Annotated in this window: 14 protein-coding genes and 3 pseudogenes; 7 read left to right on the top strand and 10 right to left on the bottom strand. The window is 56.7% G+C overall.

The annotated features are described in order from the left end of the window. Positions 1–962, bottom strand: a pseudogene (locus tag EOA29_RS06875) (hypothetical protein); the annotation flags it as partial. Between the two features lie 1,122 nt (positions 963–2,084). Between EOA29_RS06875 and EOA29_RS06870 the strand changes: the two are divergent. Next, positions 2,085–3,404, top strand: a complete 1,320-nt coding sequence (locus EOA29_RS06870) for a site-specific integrase (RefSeq protein WP_127220595.1) — start codon at positions 2,085–2,087, stop codon at positions 3,402–3,404. Positions 3,405–3,534: 130 nt separating this feature from the next. On the opposite strand, the gene EOA29_RS42860 is transcribed toward EOA29_RS06870, so the two are convergent. Continuing rightward, on the bottom strand, positions 3,535–4,011 hold the full coding sequence (locus EOA29_RS42860; RefSeq protein ID WP_245468428.1) for a helix-turn-helix transcriptional regulator: 477 nt from the start codon (positions 4,009–4,011) through the stop codon (positions 3,535–3,537). Here EOA29_RS42860 and EOA29_RS06860 point away from each other — a divergent pair. Further along, entirely contained in the window at positions 4,010–4,693 is a 684-nt protein-coding gene (locus EOA29_RS06860; RefSeq protein WP_189478839.1) for a hypothetical protein, read from the top strand. The two genes, EOA29_RS42860 and EOA29_RS06860, sit on opposite strands and share 2 nt — an antisense overlap. Here the strand turns inward: EOA29_RS06860 and EOA29_RS06855 are convergent. Continuing rightward, positions 4,694–4,852 (bottom strand): annotated as a pseudogene (locus tag EOA29_RS06855) (recombinase family protein); the annotation flags it as partial. A 217-nt stretch (positions 4,853–5,069) separates the two neighbouring features. Here EOA29_RS06855 and EOA29_RS06850 point away from each other — a divergent pair. Continuing rightward, positions 5,070–5,738, top strand: a complete 669-nt coding sequence (locus EOA29_RS06850) for a hypothetical protein (protein WP_127220591.1) — start codon at positions 5,070–5,072, stop codon at positions 5,736–5,738. Continuing rightward, positions 5,689–5,962 (top strand): annotated as a pseudogene (locus EOA29_RS06845) (IS630 family transposase); the annotation flags it as partial. The gene EOA29_RS06850 and the pseudogene EOA29_RS06845, both read left to right, overlap by 50 nt. Positions 5,963–5,969: 7 nt before the next feature. On the opposite strand, the gene EOA29_RS06840 reads toward EOA29_RS06845, so the two are convergent. From EOA29_RS06840 to EOA29_RS06815, 6 genes are all read right to left on the bottom strand, one after another. Beyond that, complete coding sequence (locus EOA29_RS06840) at positions 5,970–7,820, bottom strand: ATP-binding protein (RefSeq protein WP_127220589.1); 1,851 nt, start codon at positions 7,818–7,820, stop codon at positions 5,970–5,972. Then, complete coding sequence (gene hxsC, locus EOA29_RS06835; protein ID WP_127220587.1) at positions 7,753–8,913, bottom strand: His-Xaa-Ser system radical SAM maturase HxsC; 1,161 nt, start codon at positions 8,911–8,913, stop codon at positions 7,753–7,755. Before hxsC ends, EOA29_RS06840 begins: the two co-directional genes overlap by 68 nt. Position 8,914: 1 nt before the next feature. Beyond that, entirely contained in the window at positions 8,915–10,372 is a 1,458-nt protein-coding gene (hxsB, locus tag EOA29_RS06830; RefSeq protein WP_127220585.1) for a His-Xaa-Ser system radical SAM maturase HxsB, read from the bottom strand. A gap of 324 nt (positions 10,373–10,696) precedes the next feature. Beyond that, positions 10,697–10,957: a hypothetical protein gene (locus EOA29_RS06825; protein WP_127220583.1), complete on the bottom strand. Its 261-nt coding sequence runs from the start codon at positions 10,955–10,957 to the stop codon at positions 10,697–10,699. A 218-nt stretch (positions 10,958–11,175) separates the two neighbouring features. Continuing rightward, positions 11,176–12,405: an HNH endonuclease gene (locus tag EOA29_RS06820; protein WP_127220581.1), complete on the bottom strand. Its 1,230-nt coding sequence runs from the start codon at positions 12,403–12,405 to the stop codon at positions 11,176–11,178. A gap of 12 nt (positions 12,406–12,417) precedes the next feature. Further along, on the bottom strand, positions 12,418–14,067 hold the full coding sequence (locus EOA29_RS06815) for a RecQ family ATP-dependent DNA helicase (protein ID WP_245468427.1): 1,650 nt from the start codon (positions 14,065–14,067) through the stop codon (positions 12,418–12,420). Positions 14,068–14,452: 385 nt separating this feature from the next. On the opposite strand from EOA29_RS06815, the gene EOA29_RS06810 reads away from it, so the two are divergent. After that, positions 14,453–15,739 carry an RDD family protein gene (locus tag EOA29_RS06810; RefSeq protein ID WP_127220579.1) on the top strand — a complete coding sequence of 429 codons (1,287 nt, stop codon included), beginning with the start codon at positions 14,453–14,455 and terminating at the stop codon, positions 15,737–15,739. Between the two features lie 191 nt (positions 15,740–15,930). Further along, positions 15,931–16,173 (top strand): hypothetical protein, encoded by a 243-nt coding sequence (locus tag EOA29_RS06805; RefSeq protein ID WP_127220577.1) that lies wholly within the window; start codon positions 15,931–15,933, stop codon positions 16,171–16,173. Positions 16,174–16,259: 86 nt separating this feature from the next. On the opposite strand, the gene EOA29_RS06800 is transcribed toward EOA29_RS06805, so the two are convergent. After that, positions 16,260–16,652 (bottom strand): hypothetical protein, encoded by a 393-nt coding sequence (locus tag EOA29_RS06800; RefSeq protein WP_189478838.1) that lies wholly within the window; start codon positions 16,650–16,652, stop codon positions 16,260–16,262. Positions 16,653–16,825: 173 nt separating this feature from the next. On the opposite strand from EOA29_RS06800, the gene EOA29_RS06795 reads away from it, so the two are divergent. Then, the gene (locus tag EOA29_RS06795; RefSeq protein ID WP_127220573.1) at positions 16,826–17,767 is read left to right on the top strand and encodes a hypothetical protein; all 942 of its coding nucleotides are present in this window, start codon (positions 16,826–16,828) and stop codon (positions 17,765–17,767) included. The last annotated feature ends 169 nt before the right edge of the window (positions 17,768–17,936 follow it).

Raw genomic sequence — 17,936 nt, 5'->3', positions numbered from 1 at the left:
GCGGGCATCTGTACAACGACATGGTTCAGGGTTTCGCCGAGCAGCGCGCGGGCGTCTTGCGTAATCCACCGCAATGCGTCGAGTGTGCGGGCTGCCGCGAGCTCGTTGCGCAAACGCTTCTCGCTGGCGTCGCCGGCGGCTGCCATGCTTGTCTTCAGCGCGTCAATCTGCTTGCGCGACTCCAGGAGCGCACTCTGCAGAGAGGCACTCCTGGCGCGCTCCTCTTCCATCGCCCGATGCTCCTGACCGGCCAATTCCCTTGCAGCGGCCGCCTGAGCAAGAGCTGCCTCGACCTGTGGCTTGGCGGCCGTCAGATCCAGGCTAGGCAACTCGACACTCGTGGGCCCGCGGGTTGATCCACTGATATCCAATGCAGCACTCGCCGGAGGCTCGACGGGACGTGAAAGATCGGGGTGGCTATCAGCCTGCGAAACAGCGGGGGCGCTTTCGACAGAGCTTTGTCTCGTCACTGCATAACCAAGCGGCACGGCCAGACAGATTGCGGCGACGCCCAAGCGTAACGCGAGACTCGTCGGGCTGTGAACGCGGGGAGGCGAGGCAATGGCGATGCCGGTCGCCGGAGCAAAAGCATTGGGCAGGGCCCCGGATGAGCTTTCGCCAGCCTCGGATGTTGTTTCGAAATACTCGTTTCGCACCCCGGATTGACGATCGTTGAGATCCTGAGGTCGGACATCCGGGACCGGGGTCGAGGGCACGGCAGCCTGAGAAGATGCAGGCGCGGCTGCAAGGTCGACCGGGCGGTCCCAAGCCCAGGAAGCCTCTTCGAGCGGAACAACCCTGCTTTCGCTCAGGTAGGGATCTGGTTTCAGATGATGCCGTTGCACCGCAACAAGGATGCGCCGGAGCACAAGACAGACGCCTATCAAGGCAAAGATCGTCAACCCCCCTAGGAGAGCGAGATCAGTGTTGTCTGCGTAAATTCCGGCAAGATGGTCTGGCATCGCCGTGCCTTGCGGTCTTCGGTGTAATCTTAAGCTCGAGAGGCGGTGTGTGGGTCCTCGCGTTGGTGCTGGCTAAAAGCCTCTGCCTGCCCTCGAAGCCGTCACTGCTTCAGGGCCCTCCAGTGCCGTGCGAATTTGTCGTTGCATGGCGGGGCGCCGGTTGCGCGAACAGGCATGCCGGCGCAGATGATTTTCGCCTGAAACGAAACCTGAAGATGCCGTGGCCGCTGGTTGTCGGCCGCCGAGAGCGCGCCGAACTCCGAAAAGCCGGCTCGCACCGCTCCGTCCTCAACGTCCCGAGAGTTCTCCCACGGTGCGCGCCATGCCGCCATTTCGGAGTGTGCACGGTCCATCGTCAGCCCTAAGCTAGGTCACAGACGTCCGTGGTCAACCATACCGGTAGCCGTGCGAGGCCCGTCTCTCGAAAGGGAGTCGGGCTTTTTCGTGTACTCGCGCAGACTTTTTTCGGCGGGTGCGTCCTATGGTGTGATTCGGCGGTACGGTAACTGACTTCGCAGCCGTCAGAACGGGAGCCCCAGATGCATGCGCACGCCTCAGAGTTGCCCCTACATGGTGGACTAGTAGAAATCGCGACCCAGACTGCTGAGCGTCACCGACACGTCAGTTTTGTCAGTGAGCGATTGCGCAAGTACCACCCGGTCGCAGACGGCTTAGCCATGTGTCCGATCTGTCACATTTTAGGGAACAAGCCATCGACACTCGAGGCCCTTGAGGACAAATCCGATGACGCGAACCGATATGGCTGCAGACAGTGCGGCGGGCGATTCCAGTTGGGGCGGTAACGGCCTAATCGGCGGAGTTCTTCACGAGCGTCAAGGGAGAGAAAGCGGGGAAGGTTCCCGACTATCGCGAAAAACGTAATGAAATCAATGGCAATTGGCTCCCCGGGCCGGATTCGAACCAGCGACCAACCGGTTAACAGAGGTTTTCCATTGACTTTCTCTGCATCGTCCTGAGATAGCCTGAAACATCGGAAATGTATGTAATACAAGGCATTTTTTCCTCCCGCGCGTTCCGCGTTGTCGCATTGCATCTCGACAAGACGCGTGGATTTCTGTAGATCATTTTGTAGATCACGCGAACCGGTTGGTCGAGAGACGGATGCCGCAGATCGAGCTTACGGACAAATTCTGCCAGTCTGCGAAGGCGACGTCTGGCCGCAAGGCGGACTACTTCGACACGTTAGTAACAGGGCTCGTCTTGCGTGTGTCGGCAGGCGGAACGAAGTCCTGGTACCTAGTCTATGGGCCGCCGGCCAAGCGCCAATGGCTGAAACTCGGCTGCTATCCGGAAATTCCGCTCGGTGGTGATAGGGGAGCCCGCAAGCGCGCGCGGGATGCGCGTGCCAAGGTTGGGGATGGAGGCGATCCGGTCGCAGACAAGAGGTCTGTGGCGGCTTCCCAGACCGTTGCCGACCTGGTCGACAACTACGTCAAGCGTCACGCCTCAACGAGGCGCTCGAGCGGCGAGATCGCTCGCCGCCTTCGCAAGAATGTTTCCGGCCGGGACGCCGACGGCAAGAAGTTGGAGGAGCCTTCGGCGGGCTGCATTGGCGACGTCAAACTTTCTGACCTGCATCGCCGCGATATCACGAAGGCGATCGACGCTGTAAAGGACCGCGGCGCCCACGTCGAGGCGAACAGGCTCTTCGAAGACGTTCGCGCCATGATCCGATGGGCTAGAAGCCGGGGCGATCTTGAACAGAATCTAGTCGAGGGCATGCGCAAGCCCACCGAGACAGCTGAGCGCGATCGCGTGTTATCTGCCGAAGAGATCAGAACAATGTGGGGAGCCTTGGCAGACGCGGCTATGCGGGAGTCGACGCGGCGAGCCGTCCGCCTGTGCCTTGTTACAGCGCAGCGCGTCGGCGAGGTCTGCGGCATAACGGTCGACGAGCTCGACCTCGACGCCGCCTTGTGGACCATTCCGCCGATGCGTTCAAAGAACAAGCGCGAGCATGCGGTCCCTCTGTCTTCATTTGCCGTCAAGATCATTCGCGACCAACTTACCGACGTGAAGGCGCTTGCCGAACGTAAGGGCAGGGCGATGCCGCCGTTCGTGTTCCCTGGACCTGGAGCCCGTGAGCCTGTGACCGGCGCCGCGATAGCCAAGGCGATCAAGCGTGAAGAGGTCATGAAGCGCGAAGCTGCGACGATCTTGGGCGTTATGCCTTGGACCCCACACGATCTTCGCAGGTCGGCTGCAACGCACATGGAAGAACTCGGCATCTCGCCGTTCATCATTGGCCACGTTTTGAACCACGTAAGCGCGACGAAGGCCAGCATCACCAGCCGCGTTTATGCGCGCTACGATTACATGAGCGAAAAGCGAGAAGCGCTCGACCTTTGGGCTGATCGACTTGTCGGAATTGTCAGCGGTGGCGCTGAGATCGTTCCGCTCGGCTCGATGGGCGGAGCGTGATCGAGCAAAAAAGACCGATCACCGAAGCCCTCGCGGTTGATCTTGATCACTCTAACTGCCGTCGCATCGAATGATTGTCGGCGAATGGACGCTCTGTGCCCTTGGCCTACCGGGCGCGACTTCACCGATCCTATGTCCGTTCGGAACGCCGTGACAAACGCACGCCGACACCACCGCCATTTTCAGCAATGAACTCGATGCCGGCATTCTCAAGCGTTTTTTGGAGGAGGTATCGCGTTCCTATTTGAGGAACAGAACGGTCGTTTTCGAAATTGCGAATGGTAACAGCACTCGCGCCGGAGCGGGCGGCGAGATCCTCCTGCGTCCATTTCAACAGCGCTCGTGCGGCGCGACATTGAGCAGAATCCATGTCGCAAACTGGTAATAACTCCTGAAAATCGCAAGCCTTTTCGGAAAACGTTGACAGCAGCTTTCTAAAAACAGACAATCCTGTCGTTTTTAGAAAGCGACCGCACCGAGTGGGAGAACACTCGATGCGGTCTGACCACAACCCTAGCTGTGATGGAGCTCGGATCATGGATGATTCCGACAATAGCATGAGCTTGTCTTTCGTCACCCGGCGGCGCTTGCTGGCGAGCACGGCCATGGCCGCGCTTGTATGGCCGTTCCAGGGCAAGGCGTGGGCCGCCGAACTGCGGGGCGAGCGCAGCGCCGCCGATCCGATGTTGTCGCTGTGGGAGGAGTGGAAGGCGGCGGCGCTCAAAACGGAAACGCTCTGCCGCAAGCAGCAGCGGCTTGAGACGCAGCTTGTCCAAGACGTCGGCTTCCCACGGGCTAGACTTCGGCTCTCGGACAATGGCGAGAAGGTGACGGTCTTCTCACACGACGCGATCGAGGACATTTATGGTTCGGATCCGAAGATGGCCACCCTGCGGGCTGAAGCCGAGGCAGAACTTGCCGCGCACCAGGCGCTCTGGGATGCAGCCGACGAAATGATCGGCTATGCCGCCGCCAGGCGGGAAGAGGAGGAAGCGGGCGACCGAGAGCAGGATCTCGTCGATGCCTTGCCCGCGACGCCGGCCACCTCGCTTGCCGGCATTGCGAGCAAGCTCGATGTGGTCCTCCATGAGGGCGAGAGCTGGGAGGAGTGCACCGAGTTTCCCTGGCCGCACATCCGCTCGGCGCTCCGCGATCTGGTGCGCGTCGGTCAGGCCGTGGAGCCGGATGTCTTCATGCCCGGCAGCGACCGCCAAGCCCCTTTCCCCCGCAAGCATCAGGAGGGCTGCTGGGTGCGGGTGTCGAAAGGCCCGGCGGCGAGCCTAGGCTGAACGAAGGAAATCCAAAACGGTCGCAAGTTCGGCGCGACCGTCGCGGCTGGCCCCGGAGACCCTCTCCGTGATGCTACACCCCTCTGCCTTCAGTTTGGCGATTTGTGCATCGAGATCTTGGTCGATTGTGCTGACTCGGGCGCAGCCGATACGGCCCATGGAGTGTCACATTAAGGTTTAGGCCTGACGCTACCTTGTCACAAATAGTCGATGTCAACTCCGATGTTACGCATGGCGGTCAGGGGCTGGTTACGTCACGCCGGGGCATACCCCAAAGTGCCGCTGCGTGCGCCATGCGCACGATTGTTGTCTGCGTGGCCAAATCACCGCATATGTTAGTGAAAAAACGGCCAGCTATAGCGAAGGGGGAGGGCAAATGCTTACACGCCGCCAGCGGGATATTATTGCCTCAGCAATGAGGAGCGTAATTGACGAGCAGGTATCCGAACATTTTAACGCCAGGACGCAAGAGCACCAGCTCACTTCTCGAATTGCTGGGGTGATGGAAAAGGAGCTCAGTGTCTATACGATCCTGGGGAGGCGCATGACGGTCCTAACCCAGGAATTCCCCGATAAGGGTAAAGGCTCTCTTGAGAAGCCCACCGGGATAGATCTCTACATCAGCATCGCCGATACCGACGAGAATGGCTTCTCCAAAGGTATTTTTGTGCAGGCAAAATGGAAGGAAATCGGCCGGAAGTCAAAAAGCCTTGTGACCTTGGGGAACCAGTGCAAGGAGATGCTTGCCCGCTCGACCGCCTCGTACGTTTGGCTCTATGCTCCCGACGGCGTGGAAGTCGTTAGGGCTCAGGAAGTTGTCGATCAGCCCGGTGTTCCGCCGGAGAGCCTTCGTTCTCGCCGGGCAGATGACTTGTTCAGCCGCATTCTAGAGTGTCCGGAGGGAGATCGGGCATGGGGAGTACCCGCCGGTCTTGAACAAAACGAAAGGAGGCCTTGGATATCTAGGATGATGGAAGAACTTAGGATCCGGAGGGCTATTGACGTCACGATTGGCGGGCCAGATCTCGGGGTGCGACGCGATTGAGGCCGCAGGCGCGAGCCTGCTCCACCTGCCGCCTTACAGCCCGACTTCAACCCGACTGAGAATGTCTTCGCCAAACTCAAGGCGCTGCTGCGAGCACATGCCGAGAGAATCATCAAGGCTTTGCAGGACGGGGTCGGCGCGGTCGTCGACCTCTCACCCTAGTCGAACGTGCCAACTACTCCAAAGCCGCAGGAATTGAACCGGATTTAACAGGGGGCTTCTAGGTCTAGTCTAGGACAGTGCCTGTCTGAGCACAATTTCTAAATCTGGGGCAAGAGCTGTTCGTAGGCCCGCAGGTATTGTGTTACCAAATCCTACGCTATTCTTGTGACCGTTCTTATGAGCCACCGATCGGATAGCTGCCATGAGGTCCTTACCCAATACCAAGTATTGAGACCCGTGCTGGGAGACTTCAGTCTCGACATCCGTATCACTATATTGCGGCAGCGTACCAGAGCTGTTGATCTTCAAAATACCATCGTTCCGCTTTTTTCGCCTTTTCATCGTAGCTTTGTCGCCGACACAACATTCAGCCACGGCTCCATCAAGAATTGCTCTCGCATCCGGCTCAGGAATGTTGAAGTGGGCAGAAATGACGTCAATGTTTGTCCAGTATGATTCGATATCAGAGTTTTGGGTAAACCAGAGGGTGTGACGAGCAGTAGCGTATGGCTTGCTCAGAGTTTCGATCTCAATCGGCATTAGAAAGTCTCGATCGCGGTGTAAAACTGCTTTAAGGCTTCCGCCCGTAAGATTCATGAGGCCTGTCACGACCTCTGGTGCAGGCAGCTTTGAGGATCCATGCACAGGCCAAACGGCAACTTGTCGGTCCAACTCGGGCCATTGTGAGAGTAGCGCCTGCAGCATTCCGGCCTCTTCATCCTCGGTCATGAGAATAATTCGGCGATCGAGCAGCCCCCAGCCCATTAGTGCTCGACCCTCTGTGTCGCCCTTTTCTTGAACCTTCCCTCCCTTCATCCAGATTACCTTGGCGGCAGGTGGAAGGGATCGGATCACCGAGGGGCTGTGTGTACTCAGGATCACTTGGGTATCGAATTGCTGTGCCGCTTCAGAGAGAACGGTCACCAGCCTCTCTTGAGCCGTAGGATGCAGATGGGAGTCTGGCTCATCGACCAATAGGACGACAGGTCGAAAGTAGATTAGGTACGCAAAGATTTGGATAACCTGAAGAAAACCAATCCCAGCCATCTCTAGCGGCTTGAACCGCCTGCTATCAGCAACCCTCATCTCACTGGTCTGGAAACGAGCTTGAATCGTTGAATTGCGATCCTCGTCGAATTTAACTTCTAGCGACAGCTCCCCCATAACTTTAGACACAAGGCGCTGGAGAATCGTCAGGCCATCGTTTGGGGCCACTTTCACGTCCTTAAGAAGGTAGAGCATGTTCCGGAGCACAGTGTTGGCGTCTCCTGCCGCCGCCAACCGGTGAACAATCAACTTGGACCGCTTTTCTTCGCTTAGAGGAATGCCAGCCAGACCGGGGATATAGGCACTAAATTCTCTTCGCGGGTCACGCAACGCGGTGACAAACCCGTTTCCGGTAGGAACGTGGACGCTCAGCCCCTCATTGCGCGCCGACTTGATCCACATGGACGCTTGCAGGGTCGATCCATCGTCAGCAAGTGCATCGATTGACATGCTCAACTGTGGTGAGCCGGTTCGATTCCCGTACTCATGTCCGTGGCCCGCATTCCGATAGTCCGGCGAAGGCATATAGGTAGCATCCCTCTCCGAAAGAGTGGCCCCATCTGTGCCGACGCGACGCGCTTCGATGCCGCGATTTCTACCCGATTGAAACATCCAATGCATCGCCTGAAGAAGCGAGCTTTTCCCGGAGCCATTGGTTCCGACGATGACATTGAAATCGGAAAGCGCGAGGCTGGTGTCGTCGATAGCCTTGAAATTCTTAATTGTGACTTTGCGCAAGCGCATCAGCTGCGATTCCCGGTTTAATGTCGGCGTTTCAGCGGCTCGGCGTAGCGCGCAGAGGATTTCACTGGAAAGGAACGATATGAGAGCTTCGCGATAGTTTGCTGGACGCAAAGAACCCTCCGCAGTCATTGCGTAGTAAGCAGCTTTTGCACTCCTCTACATATTCATTTTTCCAATCGCTGATGGAGCGTTTTGCGAACCGATGGATTGAACCATCGAGAATGCAGAGCTGGTGGTTGTAGACCGAAACATTGATCCTAGCCGCAGCCAGATACTGCACCGCCGCCCGAAGTTCGTTTCGATAGTCATAGGGGTCCATCCAGAGCTTATCCATGTTCGCCCTTGTGAACCCAGTGATCTCAAGGCCCATAAACGTCACGTGATCGACGAAAGTTAGGTTTCTGAAAATGAAATCCGACAGATCGGCGAGGCCTTCGTACGTCTGCTTGTGGACCACAACCCGTATCTCGACTTCAACCCCGACGGCCTTCAGGTTCATGATCCCGCGGATAGTCTCATCAAAAGCGCCCTTAGACTGAACAACGTAGTCGTGCACCTCCGGGTCCGCTGAATAAATCGGTATGCCTATCGAAAGACGACGATGGCCGATGGCTTGATATCTCTGTGCGAAAGCCCTGTCTTTGAACGTCCGACCGTTTGAAAGAATGTGGATTGGCGTGGACGGTAGGTGGTCGCGAGCACAGGCTAAAATTTCGAAAAAGTCCTCGCCGACCAACGTTGGCTCACCGCCGGTGATCCCAAGGAAGGGAGTCGTTGCAGGCAGCAGAGGCAGTACCTCTAGAATTTCCTTTGCAAGCCAGCGATCATCAACGTCTTTCGGCGGCTGCGAGCACATCAAACAGAGATGGTTGCATCGTTCCGTCAGGAGGAAATAGTTGGCGTTGGCCTCCTTTCGAAATAGGACGCGCACAGCTTTTCGATCCGGCGTAAAGCGGAGCACGTCCCCTTCGCCGAGATAGGAGAAATCATCAGGTAGAACGATCAGCCGTCGGCTTGGAAACAGTTTTTCAGCCTCGGCTTGATGCTCTTCAAAGGTCACGACCCATTGGCAATCGGGGTCACACTTGTCGCCCCGGAAGAGATAGGCGTCATGGTCTGGATTCGGTGCCGGACCCGTTGGCGAGGTCACCAGACGGAGGGCCGATCGAGGGGCGGACTGTTCGATATTGACTGATGAGGCGAACCCGCTCAAACGCAGCATCTTAGTTCGCCCAGCTCAAAAATAGTTCTCGTGTGGCAGCGTCGCTCTCCATGAGCGCGATCAGCTTCTTGAAGATCGACATGTTGCGATTGCAGAAGCCCGAACGGGTCTTGAGGCCAACGAAGTCGCCATGCATTGCGGTGTGGAATACCGGATCGGAACCACAAAATGGTTCATAGGCGCATTCCGAACACATTGGGACTGAGCCTGCGAAGGATTGCTCGATCGGATCCAGCAGAGCGTCGGCCCCAAAGATCTCCGCGTAGGTATTTTGATGGACGTTTCCGAGCAGGAACGTCTTGTCGCCCATTTCAGCTAGCATCCGAGCCTCGTCGGAGGCGTACACGCTGGCGTCGTAGTTGTAGACGACGGCCGAGATGCCGATTCCAGCTGGGCTCATAAGATCGACATAGCCCGGCTCGAACGGCGTCAGCATCTTGGTGAGGATGGTAGCTGCGTAAAATTCCTTGAATGGAATACCATTCCGATTCAACTCAAGGATGTAGCTCAGCCCTTCGAAATAGAAATCGAGCCAGCGGTCCACATCGTAGGCGGCATAGAACTTCGTCTTGACAGCGAAGCCGTAGGGAGAAAGCGGTCTAAGGAATATGCCGGGAAATTCTAAGCTAACGTATTCGTCGATGATCGTGCGGACTTGCGAGAGACTGGCCTTGGTAGTGGTCATCAACGCGCTCACGCGTTCATGGCCAAGGGCTTTTCTGGCCTTGTGGATGCCTTCAACGGCCAGCTCGTAGCTATTTTTTCCCGGGCGGGGACGATTAGCGTTGTGAAGCGCGGACGGGCCATCGAGTGACGTCGAGATCAGAATTCTGTGCTGGCGGCAAAACTCTAGGATTTCGTCCGTGACGACGGCGAGATTCGTCGTGATGACGAACTGCAACGATCGTCCGGCGACCCGATTGATCTCTTCAGCTCTGCGCACAACATGCTGGATCAGGGGGAAGTTTAAGAGGGGTTCACCGCCTTGGAATTCAATTTTGATCGCTGGACTTGGAGATTGAAAAATAAGGGCCAATGCCTTCTCGGCAGTATCCTCCGACATGTCGAAGGCCGAGCGATCTTCACTTTGACGAGACACCTGACAGTACGGGCAGGAGTGCTCGCACCGCAAAGATACGACCATTATGTGCAAGGAGGTGAAGTTCTCGAGCCGCTTCGCCTTGGTGCGGACCTTCAGCGCCAACAGGTCTCGCCCTAAGTTCGAGGAGGCATCGAACAGGAACTGTCGGCTGCGAAGACGGGAGTACGCCGGGTGGGTGCTTGGCAGTTCATGCTTAACAAAGGAAGCCAGAACAGCGCGCGGCAGTACCAGATATTCACCGGCTTGGTTCGTCAGGACATACCGTTCGTCGTCTAACGGCGAAAAACGGAAGTAGGCTAGCTGGTAAGTATCGTCAAAGGGTCGGCGAAAATCGCTCGCCGGAGCAAACCTAGTCATCTGACTGCAGGCCCGATCGGGAGAAGGCCAACGCCAATATCGCGTTCCTAACTGAAGCTGTCTCGGTAGCGATGGTGCTCCGCAGATCTTGATCCAAGACCTCGAGCCGCAGCCTCTCTATCGCTGCGTCGGCCGAAGCTCGCCCGACCGCTTTGCTGAAGTTGATCGTGCACACTGCGGAGCCATCTTCGATAGTGATCTCGACCGCGGCGTTCCCGGTTACCCGGTACGCTGCGCGCTTCACACAGTCGAGGCCGAAGACAGATAGATCAAACTTGGCTTGGGCAGTCCGGACGAGCTCGCTATCGCGAGGAGCGTCCGCCATCAGCAATAGCTGTAACCAGAGCAGTGAGACCCGTGGCTAGCGTGGCTCGCATGGCTACTGTGGTAGGCCAAAATGACGTCTGCACCGCTTGAGCGATCGAGCACCTCGCCATAGCCGAGGTCTGCAGGAACAGTCCCAGCTTCAGCCAGCTTGGCCTGTGGCTGATTTGCCGATTCGACAAGCACTGTAGCCTGCGCATGGCCGCCGAGAATCATCGTGGCCGACAAAGCCACGGGCGACAGAAAACTACGTTTTGCCATTGTCCAAACCCCCGTTTGCATCCGACTCAATACCAAACTGAGTCAGCTAGAGCAAGTGTTGTGAAATAGCATTTCTTAAGTGGTTGCTAATGTTAAAATTAAACATTTCGCTTTTTCGGCGTTGGTGGAGCTTTATTCTACCGCAGCGCACAATTGAGAGTGCCTGACCATTGCACTCATCCGGCAGCGCGAGAGTCCGTAGTGGGGTCATGGCCCATTCATAGGGCTGTTTTGGGTAAGGCCAGAACACGTCCGTCAATGCTAATACGCCACTGGTGCCTGCCATCTTCCAACACCTCGAAATTCCCCAAGTGGGCTTGTCGATGGTGGTTAGGGCACAGAACCATGACGTTGCTAGCGGCCAATGTTCCAGCCATCAGCAACGAGACCGGTTGGACATGGTGAGCTTCCGCAAAGGGCGTTCCGTTTTTGCGAAGAAACGCAATCGGTTCAAACCCAAGGGCCTCGCAGATCTGGCAGCGGCAGCCACGAATTTCCTTCACCTTCCGTCCAATTGGGCCGCGTTCAATGTACTTGCTGATGCGCGACCTTCGCGTCGGGTCAGCCTTGGATGCCTCCAGCTCGAGCATCTTGATGCCTGCCGAGGTTGTGGCTTTCTGCTCGTCCGTGAGGTCAGGGCGCGTCAAACCGGCCCGCTGATACACCTCTGAGAATGCTCGCCGGGATATCGGAATAGTTGAGGTCATCAACGGCATTCTGAAATGCGCGAAATCGCCGTCGTCTGGCAGCTCATCGACGGCAATCGGGCTTTCGACGAGATTGCCGAGCAGCTTCAACGGCGCGCGCCATGTGATTGCCTCGGCATCTGCTTTGTCCGCGTACTGAGCCTCACTCACATCCGATTGAAGACGTGGAACGTCGAGAACCTCAACGATAGCGTAGACGGCCGCCGGAAGTGGTGCCGCCGCTCTGCTCCCCTTTTGTGCGTTGATGCGCAGGACGCCAAGATCGCCTACCTGCATTTCCCTGCGGTTATGATCGGAAACCTTATAGAGGAGGGTCTCCTCAGGGTCGCGAAGCCATGCTTCGCCATCCCACACCTTTCGATTACAAACGAACATCCAATAGCCAGTCGGCGGAAGTTTGCGTGATCTCTCGACGGGCACTGGAGGGCGCAGCGGCAGCGGCGCGGCGTCAACAGCCGTGTAGGTCTCGATTATTTTTTGTAGAGCCTCGACTGTGTGGGAGCCGACGTTTGGCAAGGGCTTGTAACCCTCAATCCAAGGAAGCCCCATCAAGCTAAGGGCATGCGAAATGTTCTGCATACGGTGTTCGGTGCTCGTTCTGGACGCGATTGGTCCTGTAACCAACATGCGCTGAACGGCCGCTTTGTTGTATTTTTCACCGCAACGCTCAAGCTCCAGCATCTGAAGGTAGGCTTCTACGGCGGCAGCAAGCTCTTCAGGTGTCCACTCTGTGGATGCCATCAGTCCCCCCAATCATCTTCGTGCTCGTCGCGGAGTTTCACCTCCCACGATCCATGCAAGGTAAGCTTCTGCGCCCTGTTTTTTTATCAATTCAGCGTCGCAGCTATCGCAGCAGGCCGTGTGGCGCGCCTTTGGTGGGCTTGTTCCAAAAACCCATTCAAGGATGCGTTCTGACAGGCTCAGTCTTTGCTGGGTCACGCCATCACCGAAGTAGCCACGGACCGACTTTCGAAAGCAGGTTGGAGAGCGGAGCGTTTTTGCCACTTGATCAATCTGGTGATACCGCTGCGTCAGCATGACCGCTCTCCGTGCGTCATCCAAGGGTGCACTCGCAACCGTCAGTTCAGCCATATATCTTAGGCGGCCTGCGTCTTGTCGGCCTGTTCCGTCATGGAAGATCACCGACACAGAAGGCTTTCCATCTCGTCCCGCCCGGCCAAACTCCTGCAACAGGTCCTCAACGGATGCTGACTGCTGCCAATGGACCACCAGTCGCACATTCGGGATGTCGAGACCCATGCCGAAAGCGTTTGTGCAGATGATCTGATCGACAACCGGGCGGCTCTGCCCGAGGAACCGCTTGACGAGTTCCTGCCGCTCCCAAGCGTTGCCCAGCTTGGAATGGTAGAACGGCACATCCAATCCCACCGCCGACAAAGAGGCCCGCAGTTCGTCGCCGACTTTCACGGTAGGAACAAACACCATCACCTTCTGCCCCTTCAGCTGGGGCAGCGAAAGCATCGATGCGATCTCTTGCGCTCGCAGTCCAGGTCGGCACTGCCGCCGCAGCATCGCAATGTTGGGCCTGTCCACGTCGCGGACGAATACCTTTGCGTCAGGAATGCCAAGCGACGCGAGAATGCGGTCCTGCATCTCCTTTCCAGCGGTTGCCGTGAAGGCCAAAACGGGGGGAGCACCGAGCTTTTCCCGCACCTCGCGCAATCGCCCGTACTCGGGGCGGAAGTCCTCTCCCCAACGGTCTACGCAGTGGGCTTCATCGATAACCAAAAACGACGGCTCAGTCCGCTTGAGCTGGCCGCGCTCGGCATCGCTCCGAACAAAAAAGCGCTCCGGCGCGACGTAGAGAAGCTTTACGGCCTTCCGGCTAAGCAGAGAAAAGCGAGTCTCCTTCTCCTTGCGGCTGAGATCGCTGTTGATGAAGGTAGCCGGTATCTTCTTCGCCAGTAGATCCGACACCTGCTCGGCCATTAGTGCCTTCAGGGGAGACACAACAAGGGCTACCCCACGCCTCAGCACCGCGGGGAGCTGAAAGCACAGGGTCTTGCCAGAGCCCGTAGGGCTGACGACTAATATAGATTTCCCGGAGAGAGCCGCCAAAATGATGGGGAGCTGACCGTGACGAAATCGCTCGAGTCCAAACAGCCGCAATGCCGGACCGAAGTTACCGGCCGCTTCGGTCACCACTCCTTCACGGTCAAGCCATTTGGCGATCCGCACTGCCCAACGCTCAATCGCCCGTCTCGCGAGGCCACCGGCCAAGTTGGGGTGATGGCTGGCGTGACAGCCGTCGCAGAGGGTGACTAGGTTCGACATCTCGTCGGTGCCACCCATGGAGCGGGGGAGCAAATGATGTACGTCCGCATCAGCCGACTTGAGCTTGATGCCGCAAGACAAACAGCAGTAGCCGTCGCGTTGCAACACACGTTGCCGGATCGTGGCCCAACCACTGGGTGGCACATTTATCGGTTGCAGAGTAATCCCTCGGAAGCACTGTCAGTCTATGCTGAATAGTGATTGGTCTCAGTTAAAGCCGGGTGACCGGGCGCAGCGCTAGTCTCGATAGCGGATTTGGCGGCTGTTTTGATGCGCGGCGAATCCGAACCACCAGAGCCGTGTGTGTGATGCATCAAGCGTTCCGATTCATCAAAAACAAGCAGGTCGCTCAAACGGTGGCTGAATCGGCGCACAGTACAAGCTCGCTCGGAAGGCGTTTAGCTTAGATATTGGGGACGGAATTGAAAGGCTGCTCGCCTACACGACTGGACTGTGTGTATAGGTCGACTTGCGAGCATGGGGGATATCGCAGATGAAGCAGTGGCACTATGCAGTTCGCGGACAACCCTCGGATCCCTTTACGGCTTCTGAGATTGAGGAATTCTATCGATCTGGCAAACTGAATGCTGGCAGCCTTATTTGGGCTGACGGTATGCAGCAATGGAAACCGCTAGGTGAGACAGAGGAATTCAAACACCTTTGTCGACCCAAGCTGCCGCCACCTTTGCCGCCCGCCGACCAGCCCGAAGAACGCAATGGTGCCCCAGACCTAATGAGCGAATCGGCCGTCAAGCTCGCTGGCGACAACGAACAGCTCCGGCTATCCATTGAGCGGTCTTTGCGAGTTGAACCGGCAGGCCCATGGTCGCGATATTTTGCGCGACAGTTTGACTTGTCAGTCATTACAACAGTGCTTTTTACGGCCACGGCCATTGGGCTTGCCTACTCCAATCCCCTGCTTTTCTTCAAATTGAATTCCATTGACAGTCGCGGGCTCTTTCTCATTTTCCTCCCCGCCGCTCATATCGCAAACGCAGTTCTCATTTCCCTGTTTGGAAACTCAATGGGAAAGGCACTTTTCGGCATCAAGGCCGTTCCAATCCAGACCGCCACTCGCTTCTCGTTCTCGGAAAATCTTGGTCGCGAACTCCGGGTGTGGACATCAGGTCTTGCATTCGGCATTCCGCTGATCTGCCTCGCCACAATGATCCCGGCGTTCAACAAGGTGAAGGTTGGGCAGCCTACCAGCTACGACGAAGGTAGGGCGAACGTCCTTGCCTTCTCGTCGAGCAAGGCGCGCAGGGGCGGGGCCATGCTGCTCTCTATTGCCGTTTTGCTGGCGATCATGATCTCTAACTCTATCGATCAGCAGGCACAACGGGAGGCGTCGCGTCCCTCGTCATGGACAAATCCTGAAACTTCCATACCGGCAGCTATTCCCGCTAATTGGCAGTACGAAAAGGTCAGTGGCCCAAACGGTGAGACACTGTACGCGTTTACCAACACGAAATCCGGCGTCGTTGCGATGTTAGGGGAAGAGAAACTGCCGAACCAGTCACTGTACACGTACGGAGCTGGCCTTACAAAAATGCTGTCCAGCAACATCTCTCTTGGGAAATGGAATGCATCCGATATTGCAAATGTCTGGGTTACTAGCGGTGCGATGAACAATGGCAACCATCCCGCAAAAATTTTCATTGCGCAGAAGGGATCCACCTTTTGGCGAGTGATCCTACTGGATCAGTTCACGTCCGGAAATAAAGATATAGCAGAACCAGACATTGTTCGGGCTTTGTTCTCAAGTGCTGGAGTTCCCTAAGGTAACCAACAGGACCAAGTTCAAAGTCGAGTATCAGCCAAAGGAATGGCATTCGCCGTAGGAAAACAAGCCAAGCGACCGCAGGTATGGGAGCTGCTGGGGGTGATCCGGTTCGCCGAACTCACTGAATCCGAGGGGCTCAGCAGAGGCTGCCCTGAAATCCACCGTGACTCGCAGCTAAGGGGGAGTACGTGAGCAAGATCCAATGGGCGACCATCATTCCAGTTGGGGTGTTCTGTCTCGCGCTGTGGCTCCTGCAGTCAGCGCTTGGCACCCTTTACGCAGCAATCGAGCCGACATGCATCGGAGGCTGTGGGAATGACGTCGCGAACGCCTACGGGCTTCTATCGCTGTCGACCGTCGTTAGCGCGGCCGCTGTCGCGTGGGCTTCCTACCGCTTCAATACCGCTCTCTACCGCGGCAAGGGTGGCTGATCCGAAGGGCGGACGCCTTTCCAAGCAGCTTGTCGGGTTGATTGATCGTCGCACCTCCTCGATCATGATCGGTATGCGGCGCCGATCTATAGATTCTTCAGGGCCTCAAGCTCGCCGAAAGGTTGCCACTTCAATGATGGATTCGAGCATGCGGGGCTGTTAGGCAGATTGCCGACGAGCACGCTGCCGCGAGCATCAATTTCGATTGTTTGCCTTCCCGTATATCCACCCATGGCGTTTTTAGCGTTAGCTTTCACGCACACCCATTCTATACCCGTTTTCGGATTTCGCTGGACATTGGAAATCTCTGCGTCTCGAACTGAATATGGATCGGCGAGATAGTCCCTTGCATCGTGGACGATTGCGGCTTTTAACGCCTCCGATGGAGAAGTGGATTGCTCGATGCTCTTTTGCATATCTGCAGACGATTGACATCCGACGAGCGCCAACGCTGCCAGAACGAAAGTAACTTTCTTCAAGATCAAGAATCCCTGTGTCGCCCAGAGAAGGTGCATAGCCTGATTCGGTGTCAGAACCGATGCTCACTGCTGGCAGTGACAACAGCTAGGCTGGCTTGGCGCAACACGTAAGGATTGACGGTTGCTGCCCCCCGCATTCATAGCAATCAACACCGAAACGAACAGAGATTCCTATGGTCGCGCTTAGACTCGCGGGGGCGGCAGTCACCTTGATTGCGTTCGCTCCTATCGCCCACGCTTTCAATTGGCCCGCCCAGCTCCAGAAGTCACCCACCGACCTTCAGGCAGCCCTCGGAACGAGTGCCAGTTGCAAGGAAACCGACTTCTCTGCACCAGTCGATTTAGTGGACCAAAATACTAAGGTTCAGGCCGACCTGCTAAACCCGATCATTAACACGGCGGGGGCATTCAGTCTGGGAGACCTGTCCATCGACTACGACGAGCACCGTCGTTTCAATTCCGATAGCGTGAGGCTCATGACATGCGTACTGGGTAGAGAGGCAACAGCCACAGCTTATGTCTACAACGCCAGCATCTTCCGAATCGCAATTCGATATGATCGCTGTCAGGAACGTCGAGAAGAGAATATTCTCCTGTCTAAAGAGACTGAATTCGTTTGTTCGGGCGTCGATCTAACTGAAAAACCCTTCGACACCTCGCTCTATGCCGAGATCAAGAAGATCCCCCACGGGTATCAGACAGCCTATGAATGGATTCCATCCTCACACGAGGGTTACGGTCCAGCGGAGGAGCGGCTTTTATTTAGCCTTGAATGCGACGGCGACAACGAATTTACGCGGACCCTTCGCGCCAGCAACCGTTCAAACCGATGCCTGCTCGCGGTTGACAACAAGGACATCAAACACTGGTCGGGAGCCGCGATCTACGAGCGCTACGAAGACGGTTATCTGGCCGATGAGGTGACATCACATTTGGCGGCATCTCGGCTTTTCGTTGACCTTCCAGCCGAGCAGCGAGCGCTTGAGGCGATGCTTCCTGAGGCGCAGACGATGATCAGCGGCATCCAAAACAGAATAGAAGAGCGGCTGGCGGCAAAGAAATCCAAGGAGGACGCGGTTTCAGACCTCCTCGGCGCTGATACAACGCCGGATTAGACCGAATAGAAGGGCAATTTCGCGATCTCGCCGACCATAGTTTTAAGCGTGACTTCGCCGTAGGTTTCGGCGACTGTCCGGGGCGCTTGGCCCTGAATCGCATCGAGGATGCGCGGCGGAATACCAGCTTCCATCCCTATTGTTTTGAAGCGATGTCTCCAGCCATAGT

Source organism: Mesorhizobium sp. M1E.F.Ca.ET.063.01.1.1, assembly GCF_003998155.1.
Classification (GTDB): domain Bacteria; phylum Pseudomonadota; class Alphaproteobacteria; order Rhizobiales; family Rhizobiaceae; genus Mesorhizobium.
This window is presented reverse-complemented; position numbering and strand designations above follow the sequence as displayed.